Here is a 25,250-nt window from a genome sequence, read left to right on the forward strand (position 1 = left end):
TAATCATGCTCCTTGGGCATGGGACGAGGTCTCTGCGGCCGGGACCGCCGGCATCTTCCCGTCGGTGGCCGTTTCGGCGGCGGAGGTCCCGCCCTTACGCGCACGCCAGGCGTTGCGCAGCATTTCGTGCCACCGCGGACGCTTGCGCGGCGGGACATGGTCCACACCGCCGAGCGACCACGGATTGCACCGCAGGATGCGCCACGCGGTGAGCGCGGTTCCCTTGATCGCACCATGCCGGTCGATGGCCGTGTAGCCGTAGTGGGAACACGACGGGTAGTACTTGCACACCGGCCCGAGCAACGGGCTGATGGTCCACTGGTACAGCTTGATCAGAGCCAGCAGCGGGTACTTCATCGCGCGCCCCCTCCCAGCAGCCGTCGAAGGGCGGCATCCAGGTCTCGGGCCAGCTGTGCGTGATCGGCGTCGCCCGCACCGGGCAGCGCTCGTACGACTACCAGGCTACCGGGGGGCAGCAGGGCGACTCGGTCACGCATCAGATGGCGAAGTCTGCGCTTCACCGTGTTGCGGACGACCGCGCCACCCACCGCCTTGCTCACGACGAAACCCGCACGTGACGGGGGAGCGCTCTCCCCTGGCACGTGCGGGTCCGTGGCACCGCTACGTAGATGCACGACGAGAAGCGGGCGTCCAGCGCGACGCCCTCGTCGTACCGCGGTCGCGAAGTCCTCGCGCCGCCTCAGCCGGTTCTCGGTGGGCAGCACGATGTCATGACCTGACCGGAATCAGGCGGACAGACGGGCGCGACCCTTGCTGCGGCGGGACGCGAGAATCGCGCGGCCGGCACGGGTGCGCATACGCAGCCGGAAGCCGTGGGTCTTCGCGCGACGACGGTTGTTCGGCTGGAAGGTGCGCTTGCTCACTCGGGGGCTCCAGAAAGAATCAGTAGTGGCGGGGTGCCGTCCTGGCTGTCACCGTGCGCCCACGAGTAGCTCGCAGTTACGCCCGAGTGCACCGCTTTCCGATCACCTTGACGCGATCTGTGCCCTTCGGAGGCAGGCGGCAGCAGCCATCGACAACTCGACCTGGTTACGGTACGCGCGGCTACGCCATCCGGTCAAACCAGCCGCCCCCGAGAGACACTGTCCACAGCCTGGGGACAACGACTTGAACCGCAGCCGTCGCGCTGACTACCGTAACTGGACTCCGATTCGTTCCCATGTCCCCCGCCCCACCCGTTTTGGATACCGACCCGTCCCGCACCACACGTTCGTGGGACCTGTGAGAGAGCGTGCCCTGTGGCTGACGTACCTGCCGATCTTGCCGCAGTGTGGCCACGAGTTCTGGAGCAGCTTCTCGGCGAGGGACGCGGACAGGGCGTCGAGGTGAAGGACGAACACTGGATCCGGCGCTGCCAGCCACTCGCGCTGGTCGCGGACACCGCGCTGCTCGCCGTACCGAACGAGTTCGCCAAGGGCGTACTCGAAGGGCGCCTCGCCCCGGTCGTCAGCGAGACGCTGAGCCGCGAGTGCGGCCGCCCGATCCGTATCGCGATCACCGTCGACAGCTCCGTCGGCGAGACCCAGGCCCCCGCGCCCGCACCGGCGCCGCGCTACGAGGACCAGGAGCTGCCCACGGGCCAGGGCGGCGGCTACGAGGGCTACGGCCGGCGCCGGGCGGACGTCCACCGTCCCGCCCGCCCCAACCAGTACCCGGGCGCCCAGGGCGATCAGCTGCCGCCCCCGCGCACGAGCCCCCAGCCTGCGGACGGCGGCGACCATCTCCCGGCCGCCCGCCCCGCCTATCCCGCGGAGTACGCCGAGTACCAGCGCCCCGAGCCCGGCGCCTGGCCGCGTCACCACCAGGACGACTACGGGTGGCAGCAGCAACGGCTCGGCTTCCCGGAGCGCGACCCCTACGCCTCGCCGTCCCAGGACGCCTACGGCCCGCAGGACACCGGGTACGGCCACCAGGACGGGTATCCGCCGGCCAAGGACTCCTACGCGCAGGACTACCGTCCCCCGTCGATGGAGCGCCCGCCGTACGACCAGCCGCGCTCCGACTACGACCCGTCCCGCGGCGACTACGACCAGCGCGACTACGACCAGCGTGACACCGGCCACCGCGAGCCGAACCTGCCCGCCGCCGGCCCGCTGGCCGCGCAGCCCGCACCGGCGGCCGGCCCCGGCGAACCGACCGCGCGCCTGAACCCCAAGTACCTCTTCGACACGTTCGTCATCGGCGCGTCCAACCGCTTCGCGCACGCGGCCGCGGTCGCCGTCGCCGAGGCACCCGCCAAGGCGTACAACCCCCTGTTCATCTACGGGGAGTCCGGGCTCGGCAAGACCCACCTGCTGCACGCGATCGGCCACTACGCGCGCAGCCTGTACCCGGGCACGCGCGTGCGCTACGTGAGCTCGGAGGAGTTCACCAACGAGTTCATCAACTCCATCCGCGACGGCAAGGGCGACAGCTTCCGCAAGCGCTACCGCGAGATGGACATCCTGCTCGTCGACGACATCCAGTTCCTCGCGGACAAGGAGTCGACGCAGGAGGAGTTCTTCCACACCTTCAACACCCTGCACAACGCCAACAAGCAGATCGTGCTCTCCAGCGACCGGCCGCCGAAGCAGCTGGTGACGCTGGAGGACCGGCTGCGCAACCGGTTCGAGTGGGGCCTGATCACCGACGTCCAGCCGCCCGAGCTGGAGACCCGCATCGCGATCCTGCGCAAGAAGGCGGTGCAGGAGCAGCTGAACGCCCCGCCGGAGGTGCTGGAGTTCATCGCCTCCCGGATCTCGCGCAACATCCGCGAGCTGGAGGGCGCGCTGATCCGGGTGACGGCGTTCGCCTCGCTCAACCGGCAGCCGGTGGACCTGGGCCTGACGGAGATCGTCCTGAAGGACCTGATCCCCGGCGGCGAGGACACGGCCCCGGAGATCACGGCGACGGCCATCATGGCGGCCACGGCCGACTACTTCGGCCTCACCGTCGAGGACCTGTGCGGCACCTCGCGCGGCCGCGCCCTGGTCACCGCCCGCCAGATCGCCATGTACCTGTGCCGTGAGCTGACCGATCTGTCGCTGCCGAAGATCGGCGCCCAGTTCGGCGGCCGCGACCACACGACGGTCATGCACGCCGACCGCAAGATCCGCGCGCTGATGGCCGAGCGGCGCTCCATCTACAACCAGGTCACGGAGCTGACCAACCGCATCAAGAACGGCTGAGAACACGCAGAGCGGCGCTCAGGGCGCCCCCGGGAGCGGATCCCGGGGGCGCCCTGAGTCGTTGTGGGCGTCCGCCGCTGTTCGAATCCGCAACGGGTTACGGCCGCTCTCCACAGATCCGCCGGCTTTTTCCCGTCCACATCCTGGGGACGGGAAAGTTGTCCAGATCGCTTCCACAGGCTGTGCGGCCGACAAGCCATCACCCCAGTTCAGAGGCCTGTGGAATGGTGGACGAGCGCTCTCCACAGACTGTGGACGAAGCGGGTGTCCACAGGTCGCGGCGAGAGTTGTCCACCGGCAACCCACAGGCTGGGGGTCGTTGTCCCCAGTGATCGGTTGCTTCTCCACACCCCTGTCCACTGTTCGGCAACGTGACGCCACCGGTCACCGCGTCGAGTGAAAGCCGTCACACCAAGGTGCGCGGTTGGCGTGTGGGAAACCTGGGTAAAGCTGGGGACGCAGCTGGGGAGAACTGCCCTCGGGCTGTGGGCAGGGTGTGCAGAACTTCCCGTTCTCCACAGAGACGGCGAGTTGTCCACCGGTCCCACCCACAGGGCCCGTGGACAAAATCTCCGCGCTGAGCTGGGCAAACGTGGTTATCCACGGTATCCACAGCCCCTACTACTACTCCCAACCAGAGAGAGTGCGGAATCCGTTTCGAAGCGGGGCCTGTGCACAACTCGAGCTCTCGAGCCCGACCGCCCCTCGGAGCGACTTGACCCCGACGGGCGCCCACTGTCAGCGCCGTGCGTCAGACTGGTCCCCGGTGTCCTTCCCGTCCCAGTGGGCGGTGACACCGAGTCGGAGGACTCAGTAGCAACAGCAGGAGGCGGCTTACGGTGAAGATCCGGGTGGAACGCGACGTACTCGCGGAGGCAGTGGCCTGGGCGGCACGCAGCCTCCCGGCCCGTCCGCCGGCGCCTGTTCTCGCCGGCCTGCTGCTCAAGGCGGAGGACGGCCAGTTGAGCCTGTCCAGCTTCGACTACGAGGTCTCCGCGCGCGTGTCCGTGGAGGCCGAGGTCGAGGAGGAGGGCACGGTCCTCGTCTCCGGCCGCCTGCTCGCCGACATCTCGCGCGCCCTGCCCAACCGCCCGGTGGAGATCTCCACAGACGGTGTACGGGCGACGGTGGTCTGCGGCTCCTCGCGCTTCACCCTCCACACCCTGCCTGTGGAGGAGTACCCGGCGCTCCCGCAGATGCCGAACGCGACGGGCACGGTCCCCGGCGAGGTCTTCGCCTCCGCCGTGCAGCAGGTGGCGATCGCGGCCGGCCGCGACGACACGCTGCCCGTGCTGACCGGTGTCCGCATCGAGATCGAGGGCGACACCGTCACGCTGGCCTCGACCGACCGCTACCGCTTCGCGGTCCGCGAGTTCCTGTGGAAGCCGGAGAACCCGGACGCCTCCGCGGTCGCCCTGGTGCCCGCCAAGACCCTGTTGGACACCGCCAAGGCGCTGACCAGCGGCGACAGTGTGATCCTGGCGCTGTCCGGCTCGGGTGCCGGTGAGGGCCTGATCGGCTTCGAGGGTGCCGGGCGGCGGACGACCACGCGTCTGCTGGAGGGCGACCTCCCGAAGTACCGCACCCTGTTCCCGACGGAGTTCAACTCCGTGGCCGTCATCGAGACCTCCCCCTTCGTGGAGGCCGTCAAGCGCGTGGCGCTGGTCGCGGAGCGCAACACCCCGGTGCGCCTGAGCTTCGAGCAGGGCGTGCTGATCCTGGAGGCCGGCTCCAGCGACGACGCACAGGCTGTGGAGAGGGTCGACGCGCAGCTGGAGGGCGACGACATCTCGATCGCCTTCAACCCGACGTTCCTGCTGGACGGCCTGAGCGCGATCGACTCCCCGGTGGCGCAGCTGGCCTTCACGACGTCCACCAAGCCGGCGCTGCTCAGCGGCAAGCCCGCAGTGGACGCCGAGGCGGACGAGGCCTACAAGTACCTGATCATGCCGGTGCGGCTGAGCGGCTGAGCGGGCTGACGGCCGGGCGCTTTTCCCCAGGTGGCGACCCCAGGTCCGGGCATACGTATGAGCGCGTATGCCCACGGATGTGCGTGAGCGTCCGGGTCTAGGCTCGGACGCAGGTACGAAAGTGCCGGAACGCCACGTCGTGAAACCTAAGGAACGCAACTGATGGAGCTCGGTCTCGTCGGCCTCGGCAAGATGGGTGGCAGCATGCGCGAGCGGATCCGCCGCGCCGGCCACACCGTCATCGGATACGACCGCAACCCGGACCTCGCCGATGTCCACAGCCTGGAAGAGCTTGTGGACAAGCTTCACGGCCCGCGCGTGGTCTGGGTGATGGTCCCGGCGGGCGAGCCCACCCAGGGCACGATCGACGCCCTCGCCGAGCTGCTGGAGCCCGGCGACGTGGTCGTGGACGGCGGGAACTCCCGCTGGACGGACGACGAGAGGCACGCGGAGGAGCTGGCCGCCAAGGACATCGGTTTCGTCGACTGCGGCGTCTCCGGCGGCGTGTGGGGCCTGGAGAACGGCTATGCGCTGATGTACGGCGGCGACGCGGAGAACGTCGCCAAGGTGCAGCCGGTCTTCGACGCGCTCAAGCCGGAGGGCGACTTCGGCGCGGTGCACGCCGGCAAGGTCGGGGCGGGCCACTTCGCCAAGATGGTCCACAACGGCATCGAGTACGCGATGATGCAGGCCTACGCCGAGGGCTGGGAGCTGCTGGAGAAGGTCGACTCCGTGGAGAACGTCCGCGAGGTCTTCCGCTCCTGGCAGGAGGGCACCGTCATCCGCTCCTGGCTGCTCGACCTGGCGGTGAACGCCCTCGACGAGGACGAGCACCTGGAGCAGCTGAGGGGTTACGCGCAGGACTCCGGCGAGGGCCGGTGGACCGTGGAGGCCGCCATCGACAACGCCGTGCCGCTGCCCGCGATAACTGCCTCGCTGTTCGCGCGGTTCTCCTCGCGTCAGGGGGACTCGCCGCAGATGAAGATGATCGCCGCGCTGCGCAACCAGTTCGGCGGTCACGCCGTGGAGAAGAAGTAGTTCACCGGACCGCCTCGGCGGTCCGCAACGCCGGGGGAGGTCGGCGAACGACCATGCACGTCACGCATCTGTCGCTGGCCGACTTCCGCTCGTACGTCCGGGCCGAGGTCCCGCTCGACCGGGGCGTCACGGCGTTCGTCGGCCCCAACGGCCAGGGCAAGACGAACCTCGTCGAGGCGATCGGCTACCTGGCCACGCTCGGCAGCCACCGGGTCACCTCCGACGCCCCGCTGGTCCGCATGGGCGCCGAGCGTGCGGTGATCCGGGCGCAGGTGCGGCAGGGGGAGCGGCAGCAACTGGTCGAGCTGGAGCTGAACCCCGGCCGGGCCAATCGCGCCCGTGTCAACCGGTCCTCGCAGGTCAGGCCGCGGGATGTGCTGGGCATCGTGCGGACCGTGCTGTTCGCGCCCGAGGACCTGGCGCTGGTCAAGGGCGATCCGGGGGAGCGGCGGCGTTTCCTCGACGAGTTGGTGACGGCGCGCTCTCCGCGCATGGCGGGGGTGCGTTCCGACTACGAGCGAGTGCTCAAACAGCGCAACACGCTGCTGAAGTCGGCCGCGCTGGCGCGTCGGCACGGCGGCCGTTCGATGGACCTGTCCACGCTGGACGTGTGGGACCAGCACCTGGCGCGGGCGGGCGCCGAGCTGCTGGCCCAGCGCCTGGACCTGGTCGGCGCGCTGGAGCCGCTGGCGGACAAGGCGTACGAGCAGCTGGCTCCGGGCGGTGGTCCGGTCGTGCTGGAGTACAAGCCGTCGGCGCCGGGCGAGGCACACACGCGCGAGGATCTCTTCGCGCAGCTGATGGCGGCGCTCGCGGACGTCCGCAAGCAGGAGATCGAGCGGGGCGTGACGCTGGTGGGGCCGCACCGGGACGATGTGGTGCTCAGACTCGGTCAGCTGCCGGCCAAGGGGTATGCCTCCCACGGCGAGTCCTGGTCGTTCGCGCTGGCGCTCCGTCTGGCGTCGTACGACCTGCTGCGCGCGGAGGGCAATGAGCCGGTGCTGATCCTCGACGACGTCTTCGCCGAGTTGGACACCCGTCGTCGTGAGCGCCTGGCGGAGCTGGTGGCGCCCGGTGAGCAGGTGCTGGTGACCGCCGCGGTCGACGACGACGTGCCGCACGTGCTGACGGGTACGCGGTTCGACGTGTCGGACGGGACGGTGGAGCGCGTATGAGCGGCGAGCGGGACCCGGGCGGGGGGAAGGTGCCCGAGCCGTCGGGCGTCGACCTCGCGCGTGTGGCGCTGCGCGCGGCGAAGGAGGCGGCACGCGCGCGTGGGGACGTGGCGCAGCAGCGGAGGCAGGCGCGGCGTGGCGGGCTGCGTTCCGGCGCGCGGGCCGACGGCCGTGATCCGATGGCTCTCGGTGCCGCGATCAACCGGCTGATCACCGAGCGCGGCTGGGAGGCGCCGGCCGCGGTGGGCGGTGTGATGGGGCGCTGGCCTCAGATGGTCGGGGCGGATGTGGCCAAGCACTGTGTGCCGGACCGGTACGACGAGGACCAGCGGGTGCTGACGGTGCGCTGCGACTCGACGGCGTGGGCGACGAACCTGCGGCTGCTCGCTCCGACGTTGGTGGCCCGGCTCAACGAGGACCTGGGGCACGGCTCGGTGCGGACGATCAAGGTGTTGGGGCCGGGCGGCGGTGGCCGCCGGTACGGTCCGCTGCGGGTGCCGGGCAGCACGGGCCCCGGCGACACCTATGGGTGACAGACGTCACACAACGGGGTTGTGGTGGTCCTCTCGGGGTGCATGACCGCCGTCCTTCGTACAACCGCACGCTCTTGCGAATCCCGACCCGAGCCGGGAGTAGCGAAGTGTTGACGTCCGGAAGCGCTGAGTGCCGCTGTGAGCCTCTTGGAGACCCCTTGTGCATATCGGGACCCGGCCAAGACCGGTTGAGGGCGCCACATGCGTACTCAGGTACCGGCAAACCCCCATCACTGTCAGCGCTACCGGTAGACTGGAAGGCAATCCCGCCCCAATCGTGGGGACCGTCCGGGAAAAGCTGAGCAACGCTGATCAAGGCTTACCAACGCAACATGCCGCAGCCGCTCCGGCAACCCGCCGACGAGCCCGGCTCGTGCTGTGCCAGAAAGGGCGCTTCGTGGCCGATTCCGGCAACCCCAACGAGAACATCCCGTCCACCGAAGCCGGCGCGAACGGGGCCGCATCCTCGAACGGTGAGGTCACGGCCTCCTACGACGCCAGCGCGATCACCGTCCTCGAGGGTCTGGACGCGGTCCGCAAGCGACCCGGCATGTACATCGGTTCCACCGGTGAGCGCGGCCTGCACCACCTCGTGTACGAGGTGGTCGACAACTCCGTCGACGAGGCGCTGGCCGGGTACGCGGACACCATCGACGTGACGATCCTGGCCGACGGCGGCGTGCGTGTGGTCGACAACGGCCGTGGCATCCCGGTGGGCATCGTGCCGTCCGAGGGCAAGCCGGCCGTGGAGGTCGTGCTGACCGTGCTGCACGCGGGCGGCAAGTTCGGCGGCGGCGGCTACGCGGTCTCCGGTGGTCTGCACGGTGTCGGTGTCTCCGTCGTGAACGCCCTGTCCACGAAGGTCGCCGTCGAGATCAGGACCGACGGTCACCGCTGGACGCAGGACTACAAGCTCGGTGTCCCGACGGCCCCGCTCGCCCAGCACGAGGAGACGGACGAGACCGGCACCTCGGTCACCTTCTGGGCCGACCCCGACATCTTCGAGACCACCGAGTACTCCTTCGAGACGCTGTCCCGGCGTTTCCAGGAGATGGCGTTCCTCAACAAGGGCCTGACGATCAAGCTCACCGACGAGCGCGAGTCGGCGAAGGCCACCAGCGGTGCGGACGAGGCGGGAGCCGACGAGAAGGCCGAGGTCAAGTCGGTCACGTACCACTACGAGGGCGGCATCGTCGACTTCGTGAAGTACCTCAACTCCCGCAAGGGAGAGGTGGTGCACAACACCGTCATCGACCTGGAGGCGGAGGACAAGGACAGGAGCCTGTCCCTCGAGGTCGCGATGCAGTGGAACAGCGGCTACAGCGAGGGTGTGTACTCGTTCGCGAACATCATCCACACCCACGAGGGCGGTACGCACGAAGAGGGTTTCCGGGCCGCGCTGACGTCGCTGATCAACAAGTACGCGCGTGACAAGAAGCTGCTGCGCGAGAAGGACGACAACCTCACGGGTGACGACATCCGCGAGGGTCTGACGGCGATCATCTCGGTGAAGCTGAGCGAGCCGCAGTTCGAGGGCCAGACGAAGACCAAGCTGGGCAACACGGAGGCCAAGACCTTCGTGCAGAAGGCGGTCTACGAGCACCTGAACGACTGGCTGGACCGCAACCCGGTCGAGGCCGCGGACATCGTCCGCAAGGGCATCCAGGCGGCCACCGCGCGCGTGGCGGCCCGCAAGGCGCGTGACCTGACGCGTCGCAAGGGCCTGCTGGAGTCGGCGTCGCTGCCGGGCAAGCTGTCCGACTGCCAGTCGAACGACCCCACCAAGTGCGAGATCTTCATCGTCGAGGGTGACTCCGCGGGCGGCTCGGCCAAGTCCGGCCGGAACCCGGAGTACCAGGCGATCCTCCCGATCCGCGGCAAGATCCTCAACGTCGAGAAGGCACGCCTCGACAAGATCCTGCAGAACCAGGAGATCCAGGCGCTGATCTCCGCGTTCGGCACCGGTGTGCACGAGGACTTCGACATCGAGAGGCTCCGCTACCACAAGATCATCCTGATGGCGGACGCCGACGTCGACGGCCAGCACATCAACACCCTGCTGCTGACCTTCCTCTTCCGCTTCATGCGGGACCTGGTGGAGCGGGGCCACGTGTACCTCTCCCGTCCCCCGCTCTACAAGATCAAGTGGGGCCGGGAGGACATCGAGTACGCCTACTCCGACCGGGAGCGCGACGCGCTGCTGGAGATGGGCCGCCAGCGCGGCAAGCGGGTCCGTGAGGACTCGATCCAGCGCTTCAAGGGCCTCGGCGAGATGAACGCCGAGGAGCTGCGTGTGACCACCATGGACGTCGACCACCGGGTCCTCGGCCGGGTCACCCTCGACGACGCCGCCCAGGCCGACGATCTGTTCTCGGTCCTGATGGGCGAGGACGTCGAGGCCCGCCGGCAGTTCATCCAGCGCAACGCCAAGGACGTCCGCTTCCTCGACATCTGAGTCGGTCTCAGCTGACCGCACCAGGAAGGATCCCCACCAGCAATGGCCGACGAGAACACTCCGTCCACGCCTGAAGAAGAAGGCGAGACCACCCTCCGTATCGAGCCTGTCGGCCTCGAGACGGAGATGCAGCGCTCGTACCTCGACTACGCGATGTCCGTCATCGTCTCGCGTGCGCTGCCGGACGTCAGGGACGGTCTCAAGCCCGTCCACCGCCGCGTGCTGTACGCGATGTACGACGGGGGCTACCGCCCCGACCGCGGCTTCTACAAGTGCGCCCGCGTCGTCGGCGACGTCATGGGCAACTACCACCCGCACGGCGACTCCTCGATCTACGACGCGCTGGTCCGCCTCGCGCAGCCGTGGGCGATGCGGATGCCGCTGGTGGACTCCAACGGCAACTTCGGCTCGCCGGGCAACGACCCGGCGGCGGCCATGCGCTACACCGAGTGCAAGATGGCGCCGCTGTCGATGGAGATGGTCCGCGACATCGACGAGGAGACCGTCGACTTCACGGACAACTACGACGGCCGCTCCCAGGAGCCGACCGTCCTGCCCTCCCGCTTCCCGAACCTGCTGATCAACGGCTCGGCCGGTATCGCGGTGGGCATGGCGACCAACATCCCGCCGCACAACCTGCGCGAAGTCGCCTCCGGTGCCCAGTGGTACCTGGAGAACCCGGAAGCCTCCCACGAGGAGCTCCTCGACGCGCTGATCGAGCGGATCAAGGGCCCGGACTTCCCCACCGGGGCGCTCGTCGTCGGCCGCAAGGGCATCGAGGAGGCGTACCGCACCGGCCGCGGCTCGATCACCATGCGCGCCGTGGTCGAGGTCGAGGAGATCCAGAACCGCCAGTGCCTGGTGGTCACAGAGCTGCCCTATCAGGTCAACCCGGACAACCTCGCGCAGAAGATCGCCGACCTGGTGAAGGACGGCAAGATCGGCGGTATCGCGGACGTCCGCGACGAGACCAGCTCGCGCACCGGCCAGCGCCTGGTGATCGTCCTGAAGCGGGACGCGGTCGCCAAGGTCGTCCTGAACAACCTCTACAAGCACACCGACTTGCAGACGAACTTCGGCGCCAACATGCTGGCGCTGGTCGACGGGGTGCCGCGCACCCTCTCGCTGGACGCGTTCATCCGCCACTGGGTGACGCACCAGGTCGAGGTCGTCGTCCGCCGTACGCGGTTCCGGCTGCGCAAGGCGGAGGAGCGGGCGCACATCCTGCGCGGTCTGCTGAAGGCCCTGGACGCCATCGACGAGGTCATCGCGCTGATCCGGCGCAGCGAGACCGTCGAGGTGGCGCGTGAGGGCCTGATGAGCCTGCTGGAGATCGACGACATCCAGGCCAACGCCATCCTCGAGATGCAGCTGCGGCGACTGGCCGCCCTGGAGCGGCAGAAGATCGTCCAGGAGCACGACGAGCTCCAGGCCAAGATCAACGAGTACAACCAGATCCTCGCCTCTCCGGTCCGCCAGCGCGGGATCGTCAGCGAGGAGCTGGCCGCGATCGTCGAGAAGTACGGCGACGACCGCCAGACCAAGCTGATCCCCTACGAGGGCGACATGTCCATCGAGGACCTGATCGCCGAGGAGGACATCGTCGTCACGGTCACCCGCGGCGGCTACATCAAGCGCACCAAGACCGACGACTACCGCGCCCAGAAGCGCGGCGGCAAGGGCGTGCGCGGTACGAAGCTGAAGGAAGACGACATCGTCGACCACTTCTTCGTCTCCACCACGCACCACTGGCTGCTGTTCTTCACCAACAAGGGCCGTGTCTACCGGGCGAAGGCCTACGAGCTGCCGGACGCCGGCCGGGACGCGCGCGGCCAGCACGTGGCTAACCTGCTGGCCTTCCAGCCGGACGAGGCGATCGCCCAGATCCTCGCGATCCGCGACTATGAGGCGGCGCCGTACCTGGTGCTCGGCACCAAGGCGGGCCTGGTCAAGAAGACGCCTCTGAAGGATTACGATTCGCCTCGCTCCGGCGGCGTCATCGCGATCAACCTGCGCGAGCAGGAGGACGGTTCCGACGACGAACTGATCGGGGCCGAGCTGGTCTCCGCCGAGGACGATCTGCTTCTGATCAGCAAGAAGGCGCAATCGATCAGGTTCACCGCCTCCGACGACACCCTGCGTCCGATGGGCCGCGCAACCTCGGGTGTCAAGGGCATGAGTTTCCGCGGGGGCGACGAACTGCTCTCGATGAATGTTGTTCGACCCGGTACGTTCGTGTTCACTGCCACCGATGGTGGGTACGCCAAGCGGACCCGAGTCGACGAGTACCGCGTCCAGGGGCGCGGCGGCCTCGGCATCAAGGCCGCCAAGATCGTGGAGGACCGCGGTTCGCTCGTGGGGGCGCTGATTGTCGAGGAGACCGACGAGATCCTCGCCATCACGCTCTCGGGCGGTGTGATTCGTACGCGAGTCAACGAGGTCAGGGAGACGGGCCGTGACACCATGGGCGTCCAACTGATCAACCTGGGGAAGCGCGATGCCGTCGTCGGCATCGCACGTAACGCCGAGGCGGGGCGCGAGGCGGAGGAAGTCGACGGCGACGTGGCCGTGGACGAGACCGTCGAGGGGGCCGCGACCAGCGGCACGGACGAGGGCGAGGTGCCCTCGGCCGAGTAGCACGAGGAGAGAGTCATCGTGAGCGGAGCCACGGGCGCCGGATCGGCCGGTACCTCCACTGGTACGGGAGCGGGCGGCGGCGGCCGTGGCTCCGCCGCGCCTGCGACGGACACGCGTACGACCAATCTGCAAGCGATCAAGTCGCCCGCGACCGATGCACACACGCCCCACACTCATGGATCCCAGGGGGGAACGGTGACGGACACCCGAGGCCCGCAGGCGCAGCAGGCGAACGCCGCGTCCGGCCAGCAGGCGGCGGGTTCTCCGCTGCCGGGGGAGCGGCAGCCGCAGCAGCCCTCCGGGCCGTACCACCCGCCGCAGGCCTACCCGTCGGCCGAGTCCGCCTCCCAGGCGGTGCGCCGGCCGCGCACGGGCGCGCGTACCACACCGCGCACCCGCAAGGCCCGGCTGCGCGTGGCCAAGGCCGACCCGTGGTCGGTGATGAAGGTCAGCTTCCTGCTCTCCATCGCCCTGGGCATCTGCACGATCGTGGCTTCCGCCGTGCTGTGGATGGTCATGAACGCGATGGGCGTGTTCTCCACGGTCGGCGGGACGATCTCCGAGGCCACCGGCTCGAACGAGTCGAACGGCTTCGACCTCCAGTCCTTCCTGTCCCTCCCCCACGTGCTGATGTTCACGTCGATCATCGCCGTGATCGACGTGGTGCTGGCGACGGCCCTCGCGACCCTCGGAGCGTTCATCTACAACCTGTCCGCGGGCTTCGTCGGCGGCGTCGAGCTGACGCTGGCCGAGGACGAGTAGACCGGCTGACCGCGCTTGCGCCGGTGTCGCGAAACGTCCGCCGACGATCCTCCGACAACCGATTTTGGGACTGCCCCCCTCGTGCGCTAATCTTCAGGAGTCAGCGCGCGGGACACACACCGCAGAGCGCGGCGGGGCTATAGCTCAGTTGGTTAGAGCGCATCCCTGATAAGGATGAGGCCACAGGTTCAAATCCTGTTAGCCCCACCAGCCAAAAGACCCCCAGCCGGTTACGGTTGGGGGTCTTTGACATCCACGGGTGACATCAGCCGATGAGTGGATCTTCCAGAAGCTCGGCGAGCATGCCGACTGCTTCCCGCTCACTCTCGCCGACCACGTGCGTGTACACGTCCATGGTCATGCTGATCTGGCTGTGCCGGAGGATCGCCTGAGCCACCTTGGGGTGCACCTTCAGGAAGGCGAGCAGGGTCCCGCAGGTGTGCCGGGCGAGGCGGACCGTGATGCGGCGGACACCGGCCCGCTTGACGAGCCGATCGAAGGTGCGAGAGAAGCCCATCGGGTCGATCATGCCGCCGTGCTCGGACGAGAAGATCAGGTCATGGCCCGGCTCCTGTGACCAGTGCTCACCGGCGATCTTCCGTTCCAGCTCTTGCAGCTCCCGGCGCTCCTCCAGGGCACGGGCGCAGAACTTCGGAAGCGGGAGCACCGCCTGTGAGGACTCCGTCTTGAGGTCCTTGAGGACCAGGCCCACGCCCTTGACCCGCTGCACCTGCTTGACCGGGGTGAAGTGGCCGGCCTCGAAGTCGATGTCCTGCCAGCGAAGCCCGAGCACCTCGCTCCGCCGCAGCCCGAGGACCAGGACGAGGACACAGGCCGCGTAGAGCCGGTGGGCACGGGCCGACCGAAGGAAGGCGATCGCCTCCCGAGCGTTCCACGCCTTGCCCTTGTCCTTGGCGACCTTGGGCATGTCGACCAGGAGGGCGACGTTGCGCGTCACCAGCTCCTCGCGGATGGCCCGGTTGAGGGCGTTGCGGAGAACGCGCAGGACCTCGAAGCGGGCGGAGGCGCCGACCTTCTCACGCCTCAGCGCGGCCATGAAGACGCGGATCTGTGCCGGAGTGAGCTTGACCAGTGACTTCTTGCCGAGGTGCGGCACCAGGTAGAGGCGGACCTTGGACTCGTACTTGACGTACGTGTTGTGCTCGCGCTCCGGAGCGACGATGTGCTCAAGCCAGTAGGACAGCCACTCGCCGAGCGTCCAGGACCGGGACGGCACGGGGACGCCGTTGCGCTCCTGGTCCTGGAGCTTGCCGAGTTTCTCGTTCGCTTCGTCCCAGGTCCGGCCGTACACGTACTTGCGCACCCGGTTGCCGTCCGTGTCGGTCACGTAAGCAGCGCCCTGGTAGCGACCGTCGGACCGTTTGGTGATCGTGCCGCCGCCGTTGGGCCGACGCTTCGCCATCAGGCAGCCTCCCCGATCTGGCGGGCGATGAAGTCGCGGAGCGCGTGGTCCGGGATGCGGCGGCATCCGTCGACCTTGAAGGACACGAGGCGGCGGGTACGGATCAGGTCGTAGACCTTGGTACGCCCGACCTTCAGCCGCGCCATGACCTCCGGCACGGTCAGCAGCTCATCGGTTGCAGTGGTCATGCTGCGGCTCCTTCCTGGACGAGTTGGTCGCGTAGGGCTTCGCGGGCGGTTTCGCGGTTGAGTTGGAGGTCGCGGGCGATGGTGGCGGCGAGCGCGGATTCGCCGGGGGTGTGGCCGTGTCCGGCGTACTGCCAGTCGGTCAGGACCAGGACGGTGTCCGGCTCGCGGTCGTCCAGGCCGAGGGCGGCGGTTTCCTGGGCGGCGCGGTAGTCGGCGCGGGCCTGGCGGAGGGCGCCGAGGGTGGTCGAGTAGCGGCGCGACTTGGAAGAGAAGTGGCCGCGGAAGCCGAGCATGTGAGCCCAGGCCCACAGCCGCCGGTCGGGATACAGGCTGTCCAGGTCACGGCATGCGGTGATCAGGCGGCGGGTGTGGTCGGGCACGCCGTGGCGGTCGAGTTCGGACAGTTCGCCGATGCGGCGGTCCAGGGTGCCGGTGTTCTCGGCGGCCTTGGTGGCGTACTTGGCGACGTAGGAGGCAACCGCCTGTTCGGTGATGTCGGAGCCGTCCCCGAACGCCTTGACCGGCCGGACGTCGAGCTGTCGGCCCCAGCGGAAGGTGCGGGTGGGTTGGTCGGCGGCGGCCGGGACGGAGACCGAGGTGTACGAATGCGCGGCGGCGGCCCGGATCGCGTCGGCGAGGAGATCAACGGTGGCCCAGGACGGCGGCGGGGTGTCCGGGCCATCGGGTCCGTCGATGCGGACCACGGCATGGAAGTGCACGGCGCCCCGCTTCTGGAACTCGGCGACCTTGCCGTACGACAGCCGAGCGCACTCCTTCAGCTCCCGTTGGGTGATGCCGGCACGGGCGGCAATCTCACGGCGGAGCCGGTTGGTGAAGCGCTGCCACAGCTGCCCGGCATGGTTGTTGAACAGCACGGCGCCCGCATAGTCGTACGTGGCCGGGTCCAGGGCGGCGCCGAGGGCGGGGTCATCGGCAGCGTGGCGGGTGCCGCAGCGGCAGGTGCCATGGTCGGGCCGGTTGTGCACGCGGCCGAACGAGGGCGCGGTGAGGGTGGCGAACACGCGCGGGTGATCGCGGACGGTGGCGGGGATGTCCCGTCGGTCGTCCCCGGCCAGGCCCGCACGGATCAGGTGATACGTGTCCCCGGCGTAGGTCCAGGCGCAGGCGGGGCAGCGGGAGGCGCGGCGGTTGCCACAGGCGACGCGGAGCCGTCCGCCCGGCTCCCCCTCGGTCGAGTAGCGGTGCAGGGTCTCGCCGGTGGTCTTGTCCTTGTGCAGGACCCAGCCGGTCAGCCGGATGGGGTCGGCGCATCCTCCGGTGCGGCGGATCTGGTCTTGCCAGCGGTCGAAGCCGGGGGACCCGGCCACCCGCAGCAGATCGCCGAGGGTGACCGGGTCCAGGCCCGCCGGGGTGGCGGTGTCGGTCACGCGGCACCGTCCGAGGCGGGTCCGGTGAGCCGGTCGAGCGCGGCGGCGGCTTCGGTGGCTGCACGGGCCAGGGCGCGCAGGGCGTCGGCGGTGCCGGGGCGGGCGAGGAGCGCGAGGTCGATGGAGTCGCCGCCGATGCGGAGGCTGACGAAGCCTTCACCGTCGGGCGTGCTGTCGAACACGGTCACGCGCATGGTGGTGCCCGGCTCCAGGTGCGCCGAGGTGGTGATGGTCTTCAACGCGGTCACCTCCCGGCCCGGACGAGGCCGGTGGCGGGGGTGGTGTGGCCGGTGCCCTGGCAGGTCGGGCACGTGATGCGGAGGGTGACGCGGGTGCCGTCCGGGTGGCGGGTGCCGGTGGTGATGGCGGCGGCGGCGAAGCCGTCGCAGTCGCGGCAGATCCGCGCGGTCGGGGCGTGCTGGGGCATCATGGGCTTGCCTTTCGGGTCCGTTGGATCTGGAGGGTGGGAAGGCGCCCGGAGCGGACGAAGTTTGGCGACCGAGGCCGCTCCGGGGGCCGTTCAGCGGCGCCGGTTGTCGGCGCTGATCAGGGAGCGGATCACCAGGGCGCACACGGCGACCGAAGCGCCGGTGATGGCGACCGCGAGGAGCATGGAGACCAGGACGGCGCCGACGACCAGGACGACGGCGGTGCCGCTGCCGACGAGGGCGAGCACGGTACCGGGCGTGAGCTGGGCCGTGGTCCGGGTCGAGGCCGGGGCCGGGGCGACGGGGGCCGTCGGCGGGGTCGAGGTGCCCGGGGTGCCGGGGGTGATGGTGGTCGGCTCGACGACGGCGGGCGGGGTGACCAGGCCGGTGGGCTGGGGCATGGTCGGGAGCTTGGGCCGGAACATGAGCGAGTCTCCTTTCGCGGCGGGTTACTTGACGGCGGTGTCGATGACCGGGGACAGGAGGCTGTCGGCGAGGAGGTAGCCGCCGAGCAGCAGCACCAGGACCAGCCACAGCGGCGGGCGGATGAGCTTGACGCCGAGCCAGCCGACGACGATCAGGGCGAACCAGAGCGGGACGTCCATGACGGTGGCCTCCTAGCGGACGGTGCAGCGGTGGGTGCGGGCGGCGAGCTGGGCGGCGGACTGGCTGGAGTAGTCGGCGGACCAGCCGCAGCCGTCCGAGCCGCAGACGGCGGCGTGCTTGGTGGTGCCGTGGCGGTCGCGGTGGGTGCCGATCTGCACCGGTCCGATCCGCATCACGGAGTGGAAGAAGTCGCGGGCAGGCATGTGCTGATCTCCTTTCGGTTCAGGTGAGTTGGGCGGCGATGGCGTCGGCCATGGGGGCGGGGACGCCGAGGCGGGCGCGGAGGGTGTCGATGTCGATGCGGGTGCCGGTGCGGGAGTGGTGGTCGTCGGCGACCTTGCGGGCGTGCTCGACCAGCGCTGCCGGGACCGGCACGGCCGGGGGCGGTTCGGCGGTGGGCAGGGCCGGGGTTTCCTCGGGCGCCGGGACCGTCACGGGTTCGGGCACCGGGTCCGGCTCAGCCACGGCGGCCGGTTCGCGCTCCACCTCGGGCACGGGGTCCGAATCAGGGGCGGGGGGTGCCAGCCGATCCGGGGTGTGCCCGGCGGGTGAGTGGGCGAGGAGGGTGCCGCCCATGAAGGCCAGGGCGGGCCAAGCGGCGACCAGGATGCGCAGCCAGGCGGGAACGTCGTTCAGGTCGAGCAGTCCGGCGGTGGCGACGTTCGCGCCGAGCGAGGCGACCAAGGCGATCAGGAACCAGCACCAGGCCAGCCGGGACGGCCCGTCGGAGCGCAGCCGACGCCAGGCGGCGACCAGCAGCAGGTCCACCGAAACGGGGTAGGCCCAGGCTTTCCAGCCGTCCTGTCCGGCTGCGGCGGCCAGGTCGTGCAGGTGGGCGAAGGACAGGGCACCGGCGATGACGGCCTGGACCAGGACGGCATCCACACGCAGGGCAGAGCGAGGCATGGTGGCTTCTCCTTCCGGCTCAGGCGGCGGCCGGGGCCGACTCGACAGCCGGGGCGGTGACTGGCTTCAAGTGGCCCGTGACGGGGCGGAAGGCTTCCAGGCCGGGCAGGTCGGGAGTGCGGTCGGCGTGCTTGTTGCAGAGGTTCACGGCCTGCCGTAGCGAGGTGTGCGGAGCGCGGATGCGGTGCCAGCCGCCGGTGGAGTCACCGGCGATGGCGACCCCGCGCGCTTCGGCGGGAATCGTGATCGCGGCGAGCACGGCATCCGGGGAGATGTCGCCGAAGGCCATGTTGGCGCTGGTTTCGTCGTTGACGCGGTGCGCGGTCCGGCCGGTGAGCTGGGCGCGGAGCATGGTGATGCCCTTGCCGAGTTCGGAGCCGAAGCGTTGCCCGCAGATCTCCAGATAGATCCCGGCGGCGCGGCCGAGCTGGGCCAGACGGACCAGGGCGGTGATGATCCGGTCCCGCCGCTTCTCCTGCTCCTTGTTGCCGAACAGCGCGAGTTCGGCGACCTCGTCGACCAGGACGACGATCGGGACGGGCCGCATGTCGGCGGGCAGGTCCCAGATGTCGGCGGCGATCTCGGCATCCGGCACGCTCACGCTGATGGACTGGTTGGCGCGGATGAGCCGGTAGACGTCCTCCATGTGCGCCACGAGGGCATCGAGGATCTCGGCGGCGGTGTCGGGGTTGTCGGCCAGCGCGGAGAACCGGCGGGCCAGCGGGAACAGCTCGACACCCTGTTTGCAGTCGATGCCCACCAGCGCGACGTCCAGCGGCGCGAGCCCGGCCACCAGGTTGCGCTGATAGATCGACTTCCCCGACTCCGTCGCCCCGAGCGTCAGGGCGTGGGGCACGGCCCGGTAGTCGCGGAAGTGCACGGAGCCGTCCTCGCGCAGGGCAACCGGAATCCGCATCGGCCGGGTGTTGTCGACCTGCGTCGGCATCTGCACCCGCTTGAGCACGTCATAGCCGGTCATCCGCACCTCAACGACGCCGGAGCGCAGCTCACGCGAGGTGACGCCGTACAGGCCGAAGGAGTGCCGCAGCCGGTCAGACGAGGCAGCCACGTCGAAGGCGTCCTGACCGGGCCGCAGCCCCAGCCGCAGCACCAGGCCGGTACGGGTCGGCCGCACCCGCAGGATGCGCGGGGCACGGGGAGCGGGAACCGGCCGGTTGGCCATCCGGGCCACGGTGAGGCGCCAGCGGGAGGCCGGGACCGTCAGGCCGCAGGCGTCCATGACCGAGCCGTAGCGGACCAGGACCTGCACCGCGGCGAGGGTGACCCCGAAGGTCAGCCAGTACCAGGCGGGGCGCCGCCACCGCAGGAGACCCGCAGCGGCGACGACCAGCACCAGGGCGACGATCAGCCACGTCATGGCTCAGGCCGCCTTCGAGGCCGAGCCGGTGGCGACCAGCGAGGTCACCGCGACCGCACGGAAGGCGATGCCGTGCCGCTTCTGGCCGTTGAACTCGTTCTCCCACGGACGGGCGACCAGACCGGTCAGCGCGACCGGGGTGCCCATGGTCAGGTCCTCGGAGACGCCCGACTCCGGCACGGTCACCGACAGGATCTCCACCGCACCGTTCGCCGCGAACATCACGTCCACGGTCGACAGCGCGGCACCGGTCTCGGCGTCCATCGCACGCTCGCCGGTGCGGCGGTCCTTCACCTTGGGCTGCGGGGGCTGGGCCACCATCACGGTGGCGGCGGAGGTGTCGACGGGGATCTGACGCACAGAGATCACTCCTCTAGAAGTGTTGGACTCCGTCACTCATGTACATGAGTGACTTGAAGAAGAGTGCCTGACTCCTGTACATGAGTCAACCCGTCAGGGCGAAGAAGTCCCGGCGGGTTGAGGAGATGTGAGCGAGCGTCAGTCGGTCGCGGGGATGCGGTACTCGAAAACGAACTGGTCAGCAGCCATGAGGGTGTCGCAGACCTCCACCACCCGGCCCGCTTCGGTGACCGCGTTGCGGATGAGGTGAACGACAGGCGCGCCAGGGCTCAGCGCCAGTTCGGAGGCTTCAGCCTTAGAGGCCGGACGCGCTGTCAGCGTCTCGATAAACTCGGCGAACACGTGGCCGTCGTCCTCCAGGCGGGCATAGATGCCGCCGGGCCCGGGGTTCTCGGCGAACAGCTCGGGGATGTCCTTGACCACGTCCCACGGCAGGTACGAGTTGGCTGTCTCGACCGGGACGCCGTTGCGGAAGTAGAGCCGCCGCCGGGCGAGGACCTGAGTGCCGACGGGAACGTTGAGCCGGTCGGCGATCTCCTCCGGGGCTTCCATCGGGCCGATGTACAGAACGCTCACCTTGGCCGTGGCGCCCGACTGTGCCGACTCAGCGAGGTACGCGGCTTTCCCGGCTCGGCGATGCGAGGCCCGGAACCGGTCGGAGGAACGAAGCCGCACCGGCGGACGGTCCTTCACGATCGAGCCCTTGCCGTGGCGGGTGTCCACCAGGCCACTGGCACGGACCTCCGCCATGGCCTTACGGATGGTCCCGCCGGAGACGCCGTAACGCTCGACCAGCTCGGACTCACTCGGCACCATGTCGCCAGGCTTGAGGACACCAGCCCGGATCTGCTGAATGATCTCGTCGGCGATCTGAACGTACCGAGGTACGGCCCTGCCACCTCCTACGGTTGTTCCCATAGTCCTTCTCACTCTCCTATGCTCCTGTACATGAGTAACAGCGTCCGAGAGACCCAGTCAACGCCACTGCACTCCGTGTCCGTGGCGGGAGTCGTGGTGCGCGAGGACGGACGACTTCTGGCGATCCGCCGAGCGGACAACGGGACGTGGGAGCTGCCGGGCGGCGTACTGGAGCTCTCCGAGTCCCCGGAAGACGGCGTAGCCCGAGAGGTCTGGGAAGAGACCGGCATCCGCGTCGAGGTCGACGAGCTCACCGGGGTCTACAAGAACACGACACGAGGCGTCGTCGCCCTGGTGTTCCGGTGCAAGCCCTCGGGAGGCACCGAGCGCACTTCCGCGGAGTCGACAGCGGTGGACTGGCTCACGCCCGAAGAGGTCGCCGAGCGCATGGCCGAGGTCTACGCGGTACGCCTGCTCGATGCGCTGGACGGCAACGGGCCTCATGTCCGGAGCCATGATGGCAAGCACCTGATCCAAGCGCGGTAAGAGTTTCCCTACTTCATCAAGGGCTCGCTTCGCTCGCCGTCGCTCCCGGCCTCCTGAACTGTAAGCAGTCCGATCGAAGATCGAAGGTGCCGCGCACAGCGCGGCGGCGCCGGTCGGTCGCCGCCGCGCCACCCCTCCTTGCCTTCGTCACCGGGGCCGCGCGCCGTCGCCCGCCCGCGCCCACAAGGGGGCGAAGACCAGGCCGGGGCTGGACTGAGACGGCACAGCCGAGGTCAGAACAGTGCCTCCGGCGGGGGATCGGCCGACACCGGGATGGAGGGGGCGCCGTACCCGACTGCGGGTCCATCGTGGCGTGCGCGGGGAGCTCCCATCCCGTCCACCGCCGACCCAGGCAGAGCCGAGCAGACGCGGCACCTGGCGTCCAGGTCGTTCGTACAGTGGCGCGCTCCACCTGGACGCCAGGAACCACGCCCGCTCCACGGTGTGTGGGTCGACGGCGGACGGGATGGGAGCTGGGGTGAGTGGTGGGCCGGGGGAGGAAGAGGCCACCGACCGCGCGAGTGCCTGACCGAAAGAGGCCAAATCGCGACCTGTCGAGGTTCTACACGTCTGTTCACACTCGAACACATGGGGGCGACTCGGGGCAACGAGTGGGCTTTATGCCAGATGTGTGGTACGCACGATCCCGCCGTACGAGGACGCGGCCGGATCGGGCTCTTGGTCGAGCTCTGCGACTCCTGCTGGAACAGGCTGGTCAACGACATCGCCGAGGAGGAAGACGCCACAGCGACGCCGTTACCAGACCCAGACCCCGACGACGTGTCATGGATCGAACCACCGATGTGTGACCAGTGCGGCGCCGCGATCCGCATCTACCCGACCAACTACGACCGCTGGGTGAGTCTGGCCACCCGGGAGATGCCCGCCAAGGATGTCCCGGAACGATACCGTTGGCGTCTGGTCCCGACGCCCGCCGGTTTCGTGGCGGTACGCGTGCGAGGCATCGACCCGCTGCCCAACGAGCTGGTGTTCCCGCATCATCGGTTGCTGTGCGTCACCGACGAAGACGAGATCCGGCACGCAAGTTAAAGCCGTGCCCCTTCCGTGCCCGGTCGAACAGTCACGGACGGGGAGCAGCGGGGAGCACCGGCAAGGGTCCCGCGAACGTGCAGGTCAGCGTCTTGCCAGCTCAGTGGCCATCCGCGTACGCGATCTTCCAAACTGGGGCTCTCACCCAACGCCGTTCTCCTGCCCTCCGGATACCTTGAGCCGCATGGACGCTATACAGGATCAGACGGGCCCGCTGTCAGACGAAGAGTTTCAGCAGTTCACCAACCTGCTGCGCCGTTACCTGCACTACGAACTGGATCAGTGGGAGAACCTCGTCACCGAGTCCGCTCACGGGCCGATCTACGCGCACTTCACGAACACGCTTCCAGACGGCTGGCCGCACGAGGCGTTCCGGCCGTTCTAGCTTCGCCGGGCCGTCCCGGGGCCGTCGGAGGGTGCTCAACGACGACCAACGCTGACAACCAGCGACAGCTAAGTCGCAGGTCGCAGCGTTGATCGATTGCACGGCGGCAGGTCAGAGACTCGGCCTGTCACTTCTTCGGCTACTGACCGCAGTTGCCAGCGCTTGCCACGTCCATTGAGGTCCGCCGGCCTTCGCTGTCACTGCATGGGCTTCAGGACATGGCCCAACGCGACGAGGCCGATTCCCACGGCGAGAAGTGACAGCGAGTGGAGGTTCCAGCTGATCAGCATCAGCAGCGCACCCGCTCCCCAGAGCCTGGGTTGCCGCACCCGTTGCTGGAGCCACTGGCCCGGCATGCGGCCGAGGAGCAGAGCGTGTGCCCCTACAACGGCGAAGATGATGGACAGCGTGATCAGCATCAAGAGTCCGAACAGGAACAACCTCATCCCCCTTGTCAAGGCCGCATGCAGTGGCTGACATCACCGTCTGACACCAACAAGCACGGACAGCGGCGGTTGCCGCTGGACCCTAACGGACGAACCGCCGAGGTATAGAGCTGGTTGACCGACGTTCCAAGCCCGCCGTGATCGACCTGATAAGGATGAGGCCACAGGTTCAAATCCTGTTAGCCCCACCAGCGAGAAGACCCCCGGTCCGTATGGGCTGGGGGTCTTTCGCGTCTGCGGCCGACGCCCGCGGCCAGGGCGGCGCTCCGCCGCCAGGCTCGATACCGCCGGCACGGGCTGCCGTCCGTCGCCACGGAGTCGGCATCACCCGGCAACCGCAGGGCAGCCGCGTGGAAGCCGACGGGCGCACGGTGGGCGAAGGGAAGACGCCTGACGCCTGGTCGGTGAAGCTGGCGGGTGAAGGTCGGGGGGCGTCTCGGACAGGGTACGAAGAGCCCGGGGCGGAGCAGCCGAAGGGCGCCGCGGACGCAGGCGAAGCTCCCCGGCCGTGGTGACCGGGGAGCTTCGCGTTCTGCGGCTGGTGCTGTACGCAAATCGCCGTTACGTCATGGGTGCTGGTGGTGGCACCGGCTGGGCCGGTGCGGCCCTGTCAGCGCTGGAGGGGGATGGTCGGGCGGGCCGGCGGTTCGGCCGGGAGGCATCGGGGTGCGGCGGCGAGGGAGAAGGCGTCGGTCGGCGGGCGGTGGCGGCAGCCGGGGGTCCTTCCGTGGGCCTCGGCGCGGATGCGCTGTTTCATCGTGGGGGGTAGGGACCGGGTGTGGGGACTGGACAAGGATGACGTCGTCTGTGCCGGCACCGGTGCGGTGCGCTTGGGCGCCGCCTTGGGCCGCGGTGCGGCCGCGGCCGCCGAGGCGGCGGTCGGGGTGATGAGTCCGAGCGCCGTGCAGAGCGCGAGGAAGGCGGTGACGATGGCTGTCCACAACTTCATGACCTTGTGCTGGTCCATGGCCCCTCACTTTCGGGTTGGGCGATTTGCGTACTTTGCTCATCATGTGTATGAGGGCCGCGAAGTGGTGGACCGACGCCCGTGGCGCAGCGATCTTCGGATGAACACCACTCGGATGGGCGCATGAGCGGTGAAAAGGTGCGAAGGTGGGAGGAGGGTGATCAAAGTCACCGTCCGTGCGGGTGTGATCACCCTCCGATCGGAGCGGTTTCGACCTCATCTATTGCGCTCCCGCGCACGGCAGTTGACAGCCGACGCAGGTCACCGATCGGTATCGGCCGGTGTGTATAGTCGGGCGCCAGAGGTCCCCTACGTCAAGGAAAGACGAGGTCGCGCGGTGAAGAAGCTTCTCCTGGTCGCACTGGCCGCCATCGGCGGGCTCCTCGTGTACCGCCAGATCCAGGCGGATCGCGCCGAGCAGGATCTGTGGACGGAGGCGACTGACTCCGTGCCCACGGGTTCGTGAGCACTGACATCCCGAACTGAGCAGGCCCCGACCGCCGTAGCGGTCGGGGTTTTGTGTTGTGGTCCGAGACCGGGCGGGCCAGGTCTCGTGTTGCGCG

29 protein-coding genes and 1 tRNA gene are annotated in these 25,250 nt (G+C 69.0%); 13 read left to right on the plus strand and 17 right to left on the minus strand.

Features of this window, described 5'->3' with window-relative positions:
• Nucleotides 1-3 precede the first annotated feature (3 nt).
• The 3 genes from yidD to rpmH are packed head-to-tail and all read right to left on the minus strand — an operon-like array spanning nucleotide 4 to nucleotide 884.
• Nucleotides 4-357, minus strand: coding sequence for a membrane protein insertion efficiency factor YidD (yidD, locus tag ACFY4A_RS09680; protein ID WP_390828871.1), 354 nt, complete (start codon nucleotides 355-357; stop codon nucleotides 4-6).
• A complete protein-coding gene (gene rnpA, locus ACFY4A_RS09685) occupies nucleotides 354-725 on the minus strand; it encodes a ribonuclease P protein component (protein ID WP_376397421.1) in 372 nt (123 codons plus the stop codon). Before rnpA ends, yidD begins: the two co-directional genes overlap by 4 nt.
• Nucleotides 726-746: 21 nt before the next feature.
• Nucleotides 747-884, minus strand: a complete 138-nt coding sequence (gene rpmH / locus ACFY4A_RS09690; RefSeq protein WP_003956500.1) for a 50S ribosomal protein L34 — start codon at nucleotides 882-884, stop codon at nucleotides 747-749.
• A 375-nt stretch (nucleotides 885-1,259) separates the two neighbouring features.
• On the opposite strand from rpmH, the gene dnaA reads away from it, so the two are divergent.
• From dnaA to ACFY4A_RS09735, 9 genes are all read left to right on the plus strand, one after another.
• Nucleotides 1,260-3,188: a chromosomal replication initiator protein DnaA gene (gene dnaA, locus ACFY4A_RS09695; protein WP_390828872.1), complete on the plus strand. Its 1,929-nt coding sequence runs from the start codon at nucleotides 1,260-1,262 to the stop codon at nucleotides 3,186-3,188.
• Between the two features lie 839 nt (nucleotides 3,189-4,027).
• Nucleotides 4,028-5,158, plus strand: a complete 1,131-nt coding sequence (gene dnaN / locus ACFY4A_RS09700) for a DNA polymerase III subunit beta (protein ID WP_390828873.1) — start codon at nucleotides 4,028-4,030, stop codon at nucleotides 5,156-5,158.
• Nucleotides 5,159-5,320: 162 nt separating this feature from the next.
• Nucleotides 5,321-6,196: a phosphogluconate dehydrogenase (NAD(+)-dependent, decarboxylating) gene (gene gnd, locus ACFY4A_RS09705; protein ID WP_390828874.1), complete on the plus strand. Its 876-nt coding sequence runs from the start codon at nucleotides 5,321-5,323 to the stop codon at nucleotides 6,194-6,196.
• A gap of 53 nt (nucleotides 6,197-6,249) precedes the next feature.
• Nucleotides 6,250-7,371, plus strand: coding sequence for a DNA replication/repair protein RecF (gene recF, locus ACFY4A_RS09710; RefSeq protein ID WP_390828875.1), 1,122 nt, complete (start codon nucleotides 6,250-6,252; stop codon nucleotides 7,369-7,371).
• Nucleotides 7,368-7,904 carry a DUF721 domain-containing protein gene (locus ACFY4A_RS09715; RefSeq protein ID WP_390828876.1) on the plus strand — a complete coding sequence of 179 codons (537 nt, stop codon included), beginning with the start codon at nucleotides 7,368-7,370 and terminating at the stop codon, nucleotides 7,902-7,904. Before recF ends, ACFY4A_RS09715 begins: the two co-directional genes overlap by 4 nt.
• A 373-nt stretch (nucleotides 7,905-8,277) precedes the next feature.
• Nucleotides 8,278-10,359, plus strand: coding sequence for a DNA topoisomerase (ATP-hydrolyzing) subunit B (gene gyrB / locus ACFY4A_RS09720; RefSeq protein WP_390828877.1), 2,082 nt, complete (start codon nucleotides 8,278-8,280; stop codon nucleotides 10,357-10,359).
• Between the two features lie 42 nt (nucleotides 10,360-10,401).
• Nucleotides 10,402-12,996 (plus strand): DNA gyrase subunit A, encoded by a 2,595-nt coding sequence (gyrA, locus tag ACFY4A_RS09725; protein ID WP_390828878.1) that lies wholly within the window; start codon nucleotides 10,402-10,404, stop codon nucleotides 12,994-12,996.
• An 18-nt stretch (nucleotides 12,997-13,014) separates the two neighbouring features.
• Nucleotides 13,015-13,758 (plus strand): DUF3566 domain-containing protein, encoded by a 744-nt coding sequence (locus tag ACFY4A_RS09730; protein WP_390828879.1) that lies wholly within the window; start codon nucleotides 13,015-13,017, stop codon nucleotides 13,756-13,758.
• 133 nt (nucleotides 13,759-13,891) lie between these two features.
• A tRNA-Ile gene (locus ACFY4A_RS09735) sits at nucleotides 13,892-13,968 on the plus strand.
• Nucleotides 13,969-14,023: 55 nt separating this feature from the next.
• Here ACFY4A_RS09735 and ACFY4A_RS09740 read toward each other — a convergent pair.
• From ACFY4A_RS09740 to ACFY4A_RS09795, 12 genes are all read right to left on the minus strand, one after another.
• The gene (locus ACFY4A_RS09740; RefSeq protein ID WP_390828880.1) at nucleotides 14,024-15,181 is read right to left on the minus strand and encodes a tyrosine-type recombinase/integrase; all 1,158 of its coding nucleotides are present in this window, start codon (nucleotides 15,179-15,181) and stop codon (nucleotides 14,024-14,026) included.
• Entirely contained in the window at nucleotides 15,181-15,369 is a 189-nt protein-coding gene (locus tag ACFY4A_RS09745) for a helix-turn-helix domain-containing protein (RefSeq protein WP_390828881.1), read from the minus strand. Before ACFY4A_RS09745 ends, ACFY4A_RS09740 begins: the two co-directional genes overlap by 1 nt.
• Entirely contained in the window at nucleotides 15,366-16,757 is a 1,392-nt protein-coding gene (repSA, locus tag ACFY4A_RS09750; protein ID WP_390828882.1) for a replication initiator protein RepSA, read from the minus strand. Before repSA ends, ACFY4A_RS09745 begins: the two co-directional genes overlap by 4 nt.
• Nucleotides 16,754-16,996: a hypothetical protein gene (locus tag ACFY4A_RS09755; protein ID WP_390828884.1), complete on the minus strand. Its 243-nt coding sequence runs from the start codon at nucleotides 16,994-16,996 to the stop codon at nucleotides 16,754-16,756. Before ACFY4A_RS09755 ends, repSA begins: the two co-directional genes overlap by 4 nt.
• Nucleotides 16,997-17,001: 5 nt before the next feature.
• Nucleotides 17,002-17,184 (minus strand): hypothetical protein, encoded by a 183-nt coding sequence (locus ACFY4A_RS09760; protein WP_390828994.1) that lies wholly within the window; start codon nucleotides 17,182-17,184, stop codon nucleotides 17,002-17,004.
• Between the two features lie 93 nt (nucleotides 17,185-17,277).
• A complete protein-coding gene (locus ACFY4A_RS09765; RefSeq protein WP_390828885.1) occupies nucleotides 17,278-17,610 on the minus strand; it encodes a SpdD-like protein in 333 nt (110 codons plus the stop codon).
• A gap of 24 nt (nucleotides 17,611-17,634) precedes the next feature.
• Entirely contained in the window at nucleotides 17,635-17,790 is a 156-nt protein-coding gene (locus ACFY4A_RS09770; RefSeq protein ID WP_107080639.1) for a hypothetical protein, read from the minus strand.
• A 12-nt stretch (nucleotides 17,791-17,802) separates the two neighbouring features.
• Nucleotides 17,803-17,994, minus strand: a complete 192-nt coding sequence (locus tag ACFY4A_RS09775) for a mobile element transfer protein (protein WP_390828886.1) — start codon at nucleotides 17,992-17,994, stop codon at nucleotides 17,803-17,805.
• 19 nt (nucleotides 17,995-18,013) lie between these two features.
• Complete coding sequence (locus ACFY4A_RS09780) at nucleotides 18,014-18,697, minus strand: DUF2637 domain-containing protein (protein ID WP_390828887.1); 684 nt, start codon at nucleotides 18,695-18,697, stop codon at nucleotides 18,014-18,016.
• A 19-nt stretch (nucleotides 18,698-18,716) separates the two neighbouring features.
• The gene (locus tag ACFY4A_RS09785; protein WP_390828888.1) at nucleotides 18,717-20,075 is read right to left on the minus strand and encodes an FtsK/SpoIIIE domain-containing protein; all 1,359 of its coding nucleotides are present in this window, start codon (nucleotides 20,073-20,075) and stop codon (nucleotides 18,717-18,719) included.
• A 3-nt stretch (nucleotides 20,076-20,078) separates the two neighbouring features.
• Entirely contained in the window at nucleotides 20,079-20,435 is a 357-nt protein-coding gene (locus ACFY4A_RS09790) for a hypothetical protein (protein WP_390828889.1), read from the minus strand.
• A gap of 138 nt (nucleotides 20,436-20,573) precedes the next feature.
• A complete protein-coding gene (locus ACFY4A_RS09795; protein ID WP_390828890.1) occupies nucleotides 20,574-21,353 on the minus strand; it encodes a GntR family transcriptional regulator in 780 nt (259 codons plus the stop codon).
• A gap of 18 nt (nucleotides 21,354-21,371) precedes the next feature.
• Between ACFY4A_RS09795 and ACFY4A_RS09800 the strand changes: the two genes are divergently transcribed.
• The 3 genes from ACFY4A_RS09800 to ACFY4A_RS09810 all read left to right on the plus strand — a co-directional run bounded on the left by ACFY4A_RS09800 (nucleotide 21,372) and on the right by ACFY4A_RS09810 (nucleotide 23,274).
• Nucleotides 21,372-21,839, plus strand: a complete 468-nt coding sequence (locus ACFY4A_RS09800) for an NUDIX domain-containing protein (RefSeq protein WP_363032459.1) — start codon at nucleotides 21,372-21,374, stop codon at nucleotides 21,837-21,839.
• A gap of 678 nt (nucleotides 21,840-22,517) precedes the next feature.
• Nucleotides 22,518-22,889, plus strand: coding sequence for a DUF6083 domain-containing protein (locus ACFY4A_RS09805; protein ID WP_390828891.1), 372 nt, complete (start codon nucleotides 22,518-22,520; stop codon nucleotides 22,887-22,889).
• A gap of 184 nt (nucleotides 22,890-23,073) precedes the next feature.
• Nucleotides 23,074-23,274: a hypothetical protein gene (locus tag ACFY4A_RS09810; RefSeq protein ID WP_390828892.1), complete on the plus strand. Its 201-nt coding sequence runs from the start codon at nucleotides 23,074-23,076 to the stop codon at nucleotides 23,272-23,274.
• A gap of 197 nt (nucleotides 23,275-23,471) precedes the next feature.
• Here the strand turns inward: ACFY4A_RS09810 and ACFY4A_RS09815 are convergent, their stop codons facing one another.
• Together ACFY4A_RS09815 and ACFY4A_RS09820 are read right to left on the minus strand one after the other, a co-directional pair.
• Complete coding sequence (locus tag ACFY4A_RS09815; protein WP_390828893.1) at nucleotides 23,472-23,720, minus strand: hypothetical protein; 249 nt, start codon at nucleotides 23,718-23,720, stop codon at nucleotides 23,472-23,474.
• Between the two features lie 610 nt (nucleotides 23,721-24,330).
• The gene (locus tag ACFY4A_RS09820) at nucleotides 24,331-24,687 is read right to left on the minus strand and encodes a DUF6344 domain-containing protein (protein WP_390828894.1); all 357 of its coding nucleotides are present in this window, start codon (nucleotides 24,685-24,687) and stop codon (nucleotides 24,331-24,333) included.
• Nucleotides 24,688-25,024: 337 nt separating this feature from the next.
• Here ACFY4A_RS09820 and ACFY4A_RS09825 point away from each other — a divergent pair, with 337 nt between their 5' ends.
• Nucleotides 25,025-25,153, plus strand: coding sequence for a DLW-39 family protein (locus tag ACFY4A_RS09825; RefSeq protein WP_003999697.1), 129 nt, complete (start codon nucleotides 25,025-25,027; stop codon nucleotides 25,151-25,153).
• Nucleotides 25,154-25,250 lie beyond the last annotated feature (97 nt).

Origin of the sequence: Streptomyces sp. NPDC001292, assembly GCF_042896465.1 — a bacterium.
Taxonomy (GTDB): Bacteria; Actinomycetota; Actinomycetes; order Streptomycetales; family Streptomycetaceae; genus Streptomyces.

Excerpts from the sequence above, each read along its gene's own strand:
- yidD (WP_390828871.1), bottom strand. The coding sequence starts at position 357 with ATGAAGTACCCGCTGCTGGCTCTGATCAAGCTGTACCAGTGGACCATC.
- gnd (WP_390828874.1), top strand. The coding sequence starts at position 5,321 with ATGGAGCTCGGTCTCGTCGGCCTCGGCAAGATGGGTGGCAGCATGCGC.
- recF (WP_390828875.1), top strand. The coding sequence starts at position 6,250 with ATGCACGTCACGCATCTGTCGCTGGCCGACTTCCGCTCGTACGTCCGG.
- ACFY4A_RS09715 (WP_390828876.1), top strand. The coding sequence starts at position 7,368 with ATGAGCGGCGAGCGGGACCCGGGCGGGGGGAAGGTGCCCGAGCCGTCG.
- gyrA (WP_390828878.1), top strand. The coding sequence starts at position 10,402 with ATGGCCGACGAGAACACTCCGTCCACGCCTGAAGAAGAAGGCGAGACC.
- ACFY4A_RS09740 (WP_390828880.1), bottom strand. The coding sequence starts at position 15,181 with ATGGCGAAGCGTCGGCCCAACGGCGGCGGCACGATCACCAAACGGTCC.
- ACFY4A_RS09745 (WP_390828881.1), bottom strand. The coding sequence starts at position 15,369 with ATGACCACTGCAACCGATGAGCTGCTGACCGTGCCGGAGGTCATGGCG.
- ACFY4A_RS09760 (WP_390828994.1), bottom strand. The coding sequence starts at position 17,184 with ATGCCCCAGCACGCCCCGACCGCGCGGATCTGCCGCGACTGCGACGGC.
- ACFY4A_RS09765 (WP_390828885.1), bottom strand. The coding sequence starts at position 17,610 with ATGTTCCGGCCCAAGCTCCCGACCATGCCCCAGCCCACCGGCCTGGTC.
- ACFY4A_RS09770 (WP_107080639.1), bottom strand. The coding sequence starts at position 17,790 with ATGGACGTCCCGCTCTGGTTCGCCCTGATCGTCGTCGGCTGGCTCGGC.
- ACFY4A_RS09775 (WP_390828886.1), bottom strand. The coding sequence starts at position 17,994 with ATGCCTGCCCGCGACTTCTTCCACTCCGTGATGCGGATCGGACCGGTG.
- ACFY4A_RS09780 (WP_390828887.1), bottom strand. The coding sequence starts at position 18,697 with ATGCCTCGCTCTGCCCTGCGTGTGGATGCCGTCCTGGTCCAGGCCGTC.
- ACFY4A_RS09785 (WP_390828888.1), bottom strand. The coding sequence starts at position 20,075 with ATGACGTGGCTGATCGTCGCCCTGGTGCTGGTCGTCGCCGCTGCGGGT.
- ACFY4A_RS09795 (WP_390828890.1), bottom strand. The coding sequence starts at position 21,353 with ATGGGAACAACCGTAGGAGGTGGCAGGGCCGTACCTCGGTACGTTCAG.
- ACFY4A_RS09800 (WP_363032459.1), top strand. The coding sequence starts at position 21,372 with ATGCTCCTGTACATGAGTAACAGCGTCCGAGAGACCCAGTCAACGCCA.
- ACFY4A_RS09810 (WP_390828892.1), top strand. The coding sequence starts at position 23,074 with ATGGACGCTATACAGGATCAGACGGGCCCGCTGTCAGACGAAGAGTTT.
- ACFY4A_RS09815 (WP_390828893.1), bottom strand. The coding sequence starts at position 23,720 with ATGAGGTTGTTCCTGTTCGGACTCTTGATGCTGATCACGCTGTCCATC.
- ACFY4A_RS09820 (WP_390828894.1), bottom strand. The coding sequence starts at position 24,687 with ATGGACCAGCACAAGGTCATGAAGTTGTGGACAGCCATCGTCACCGCC.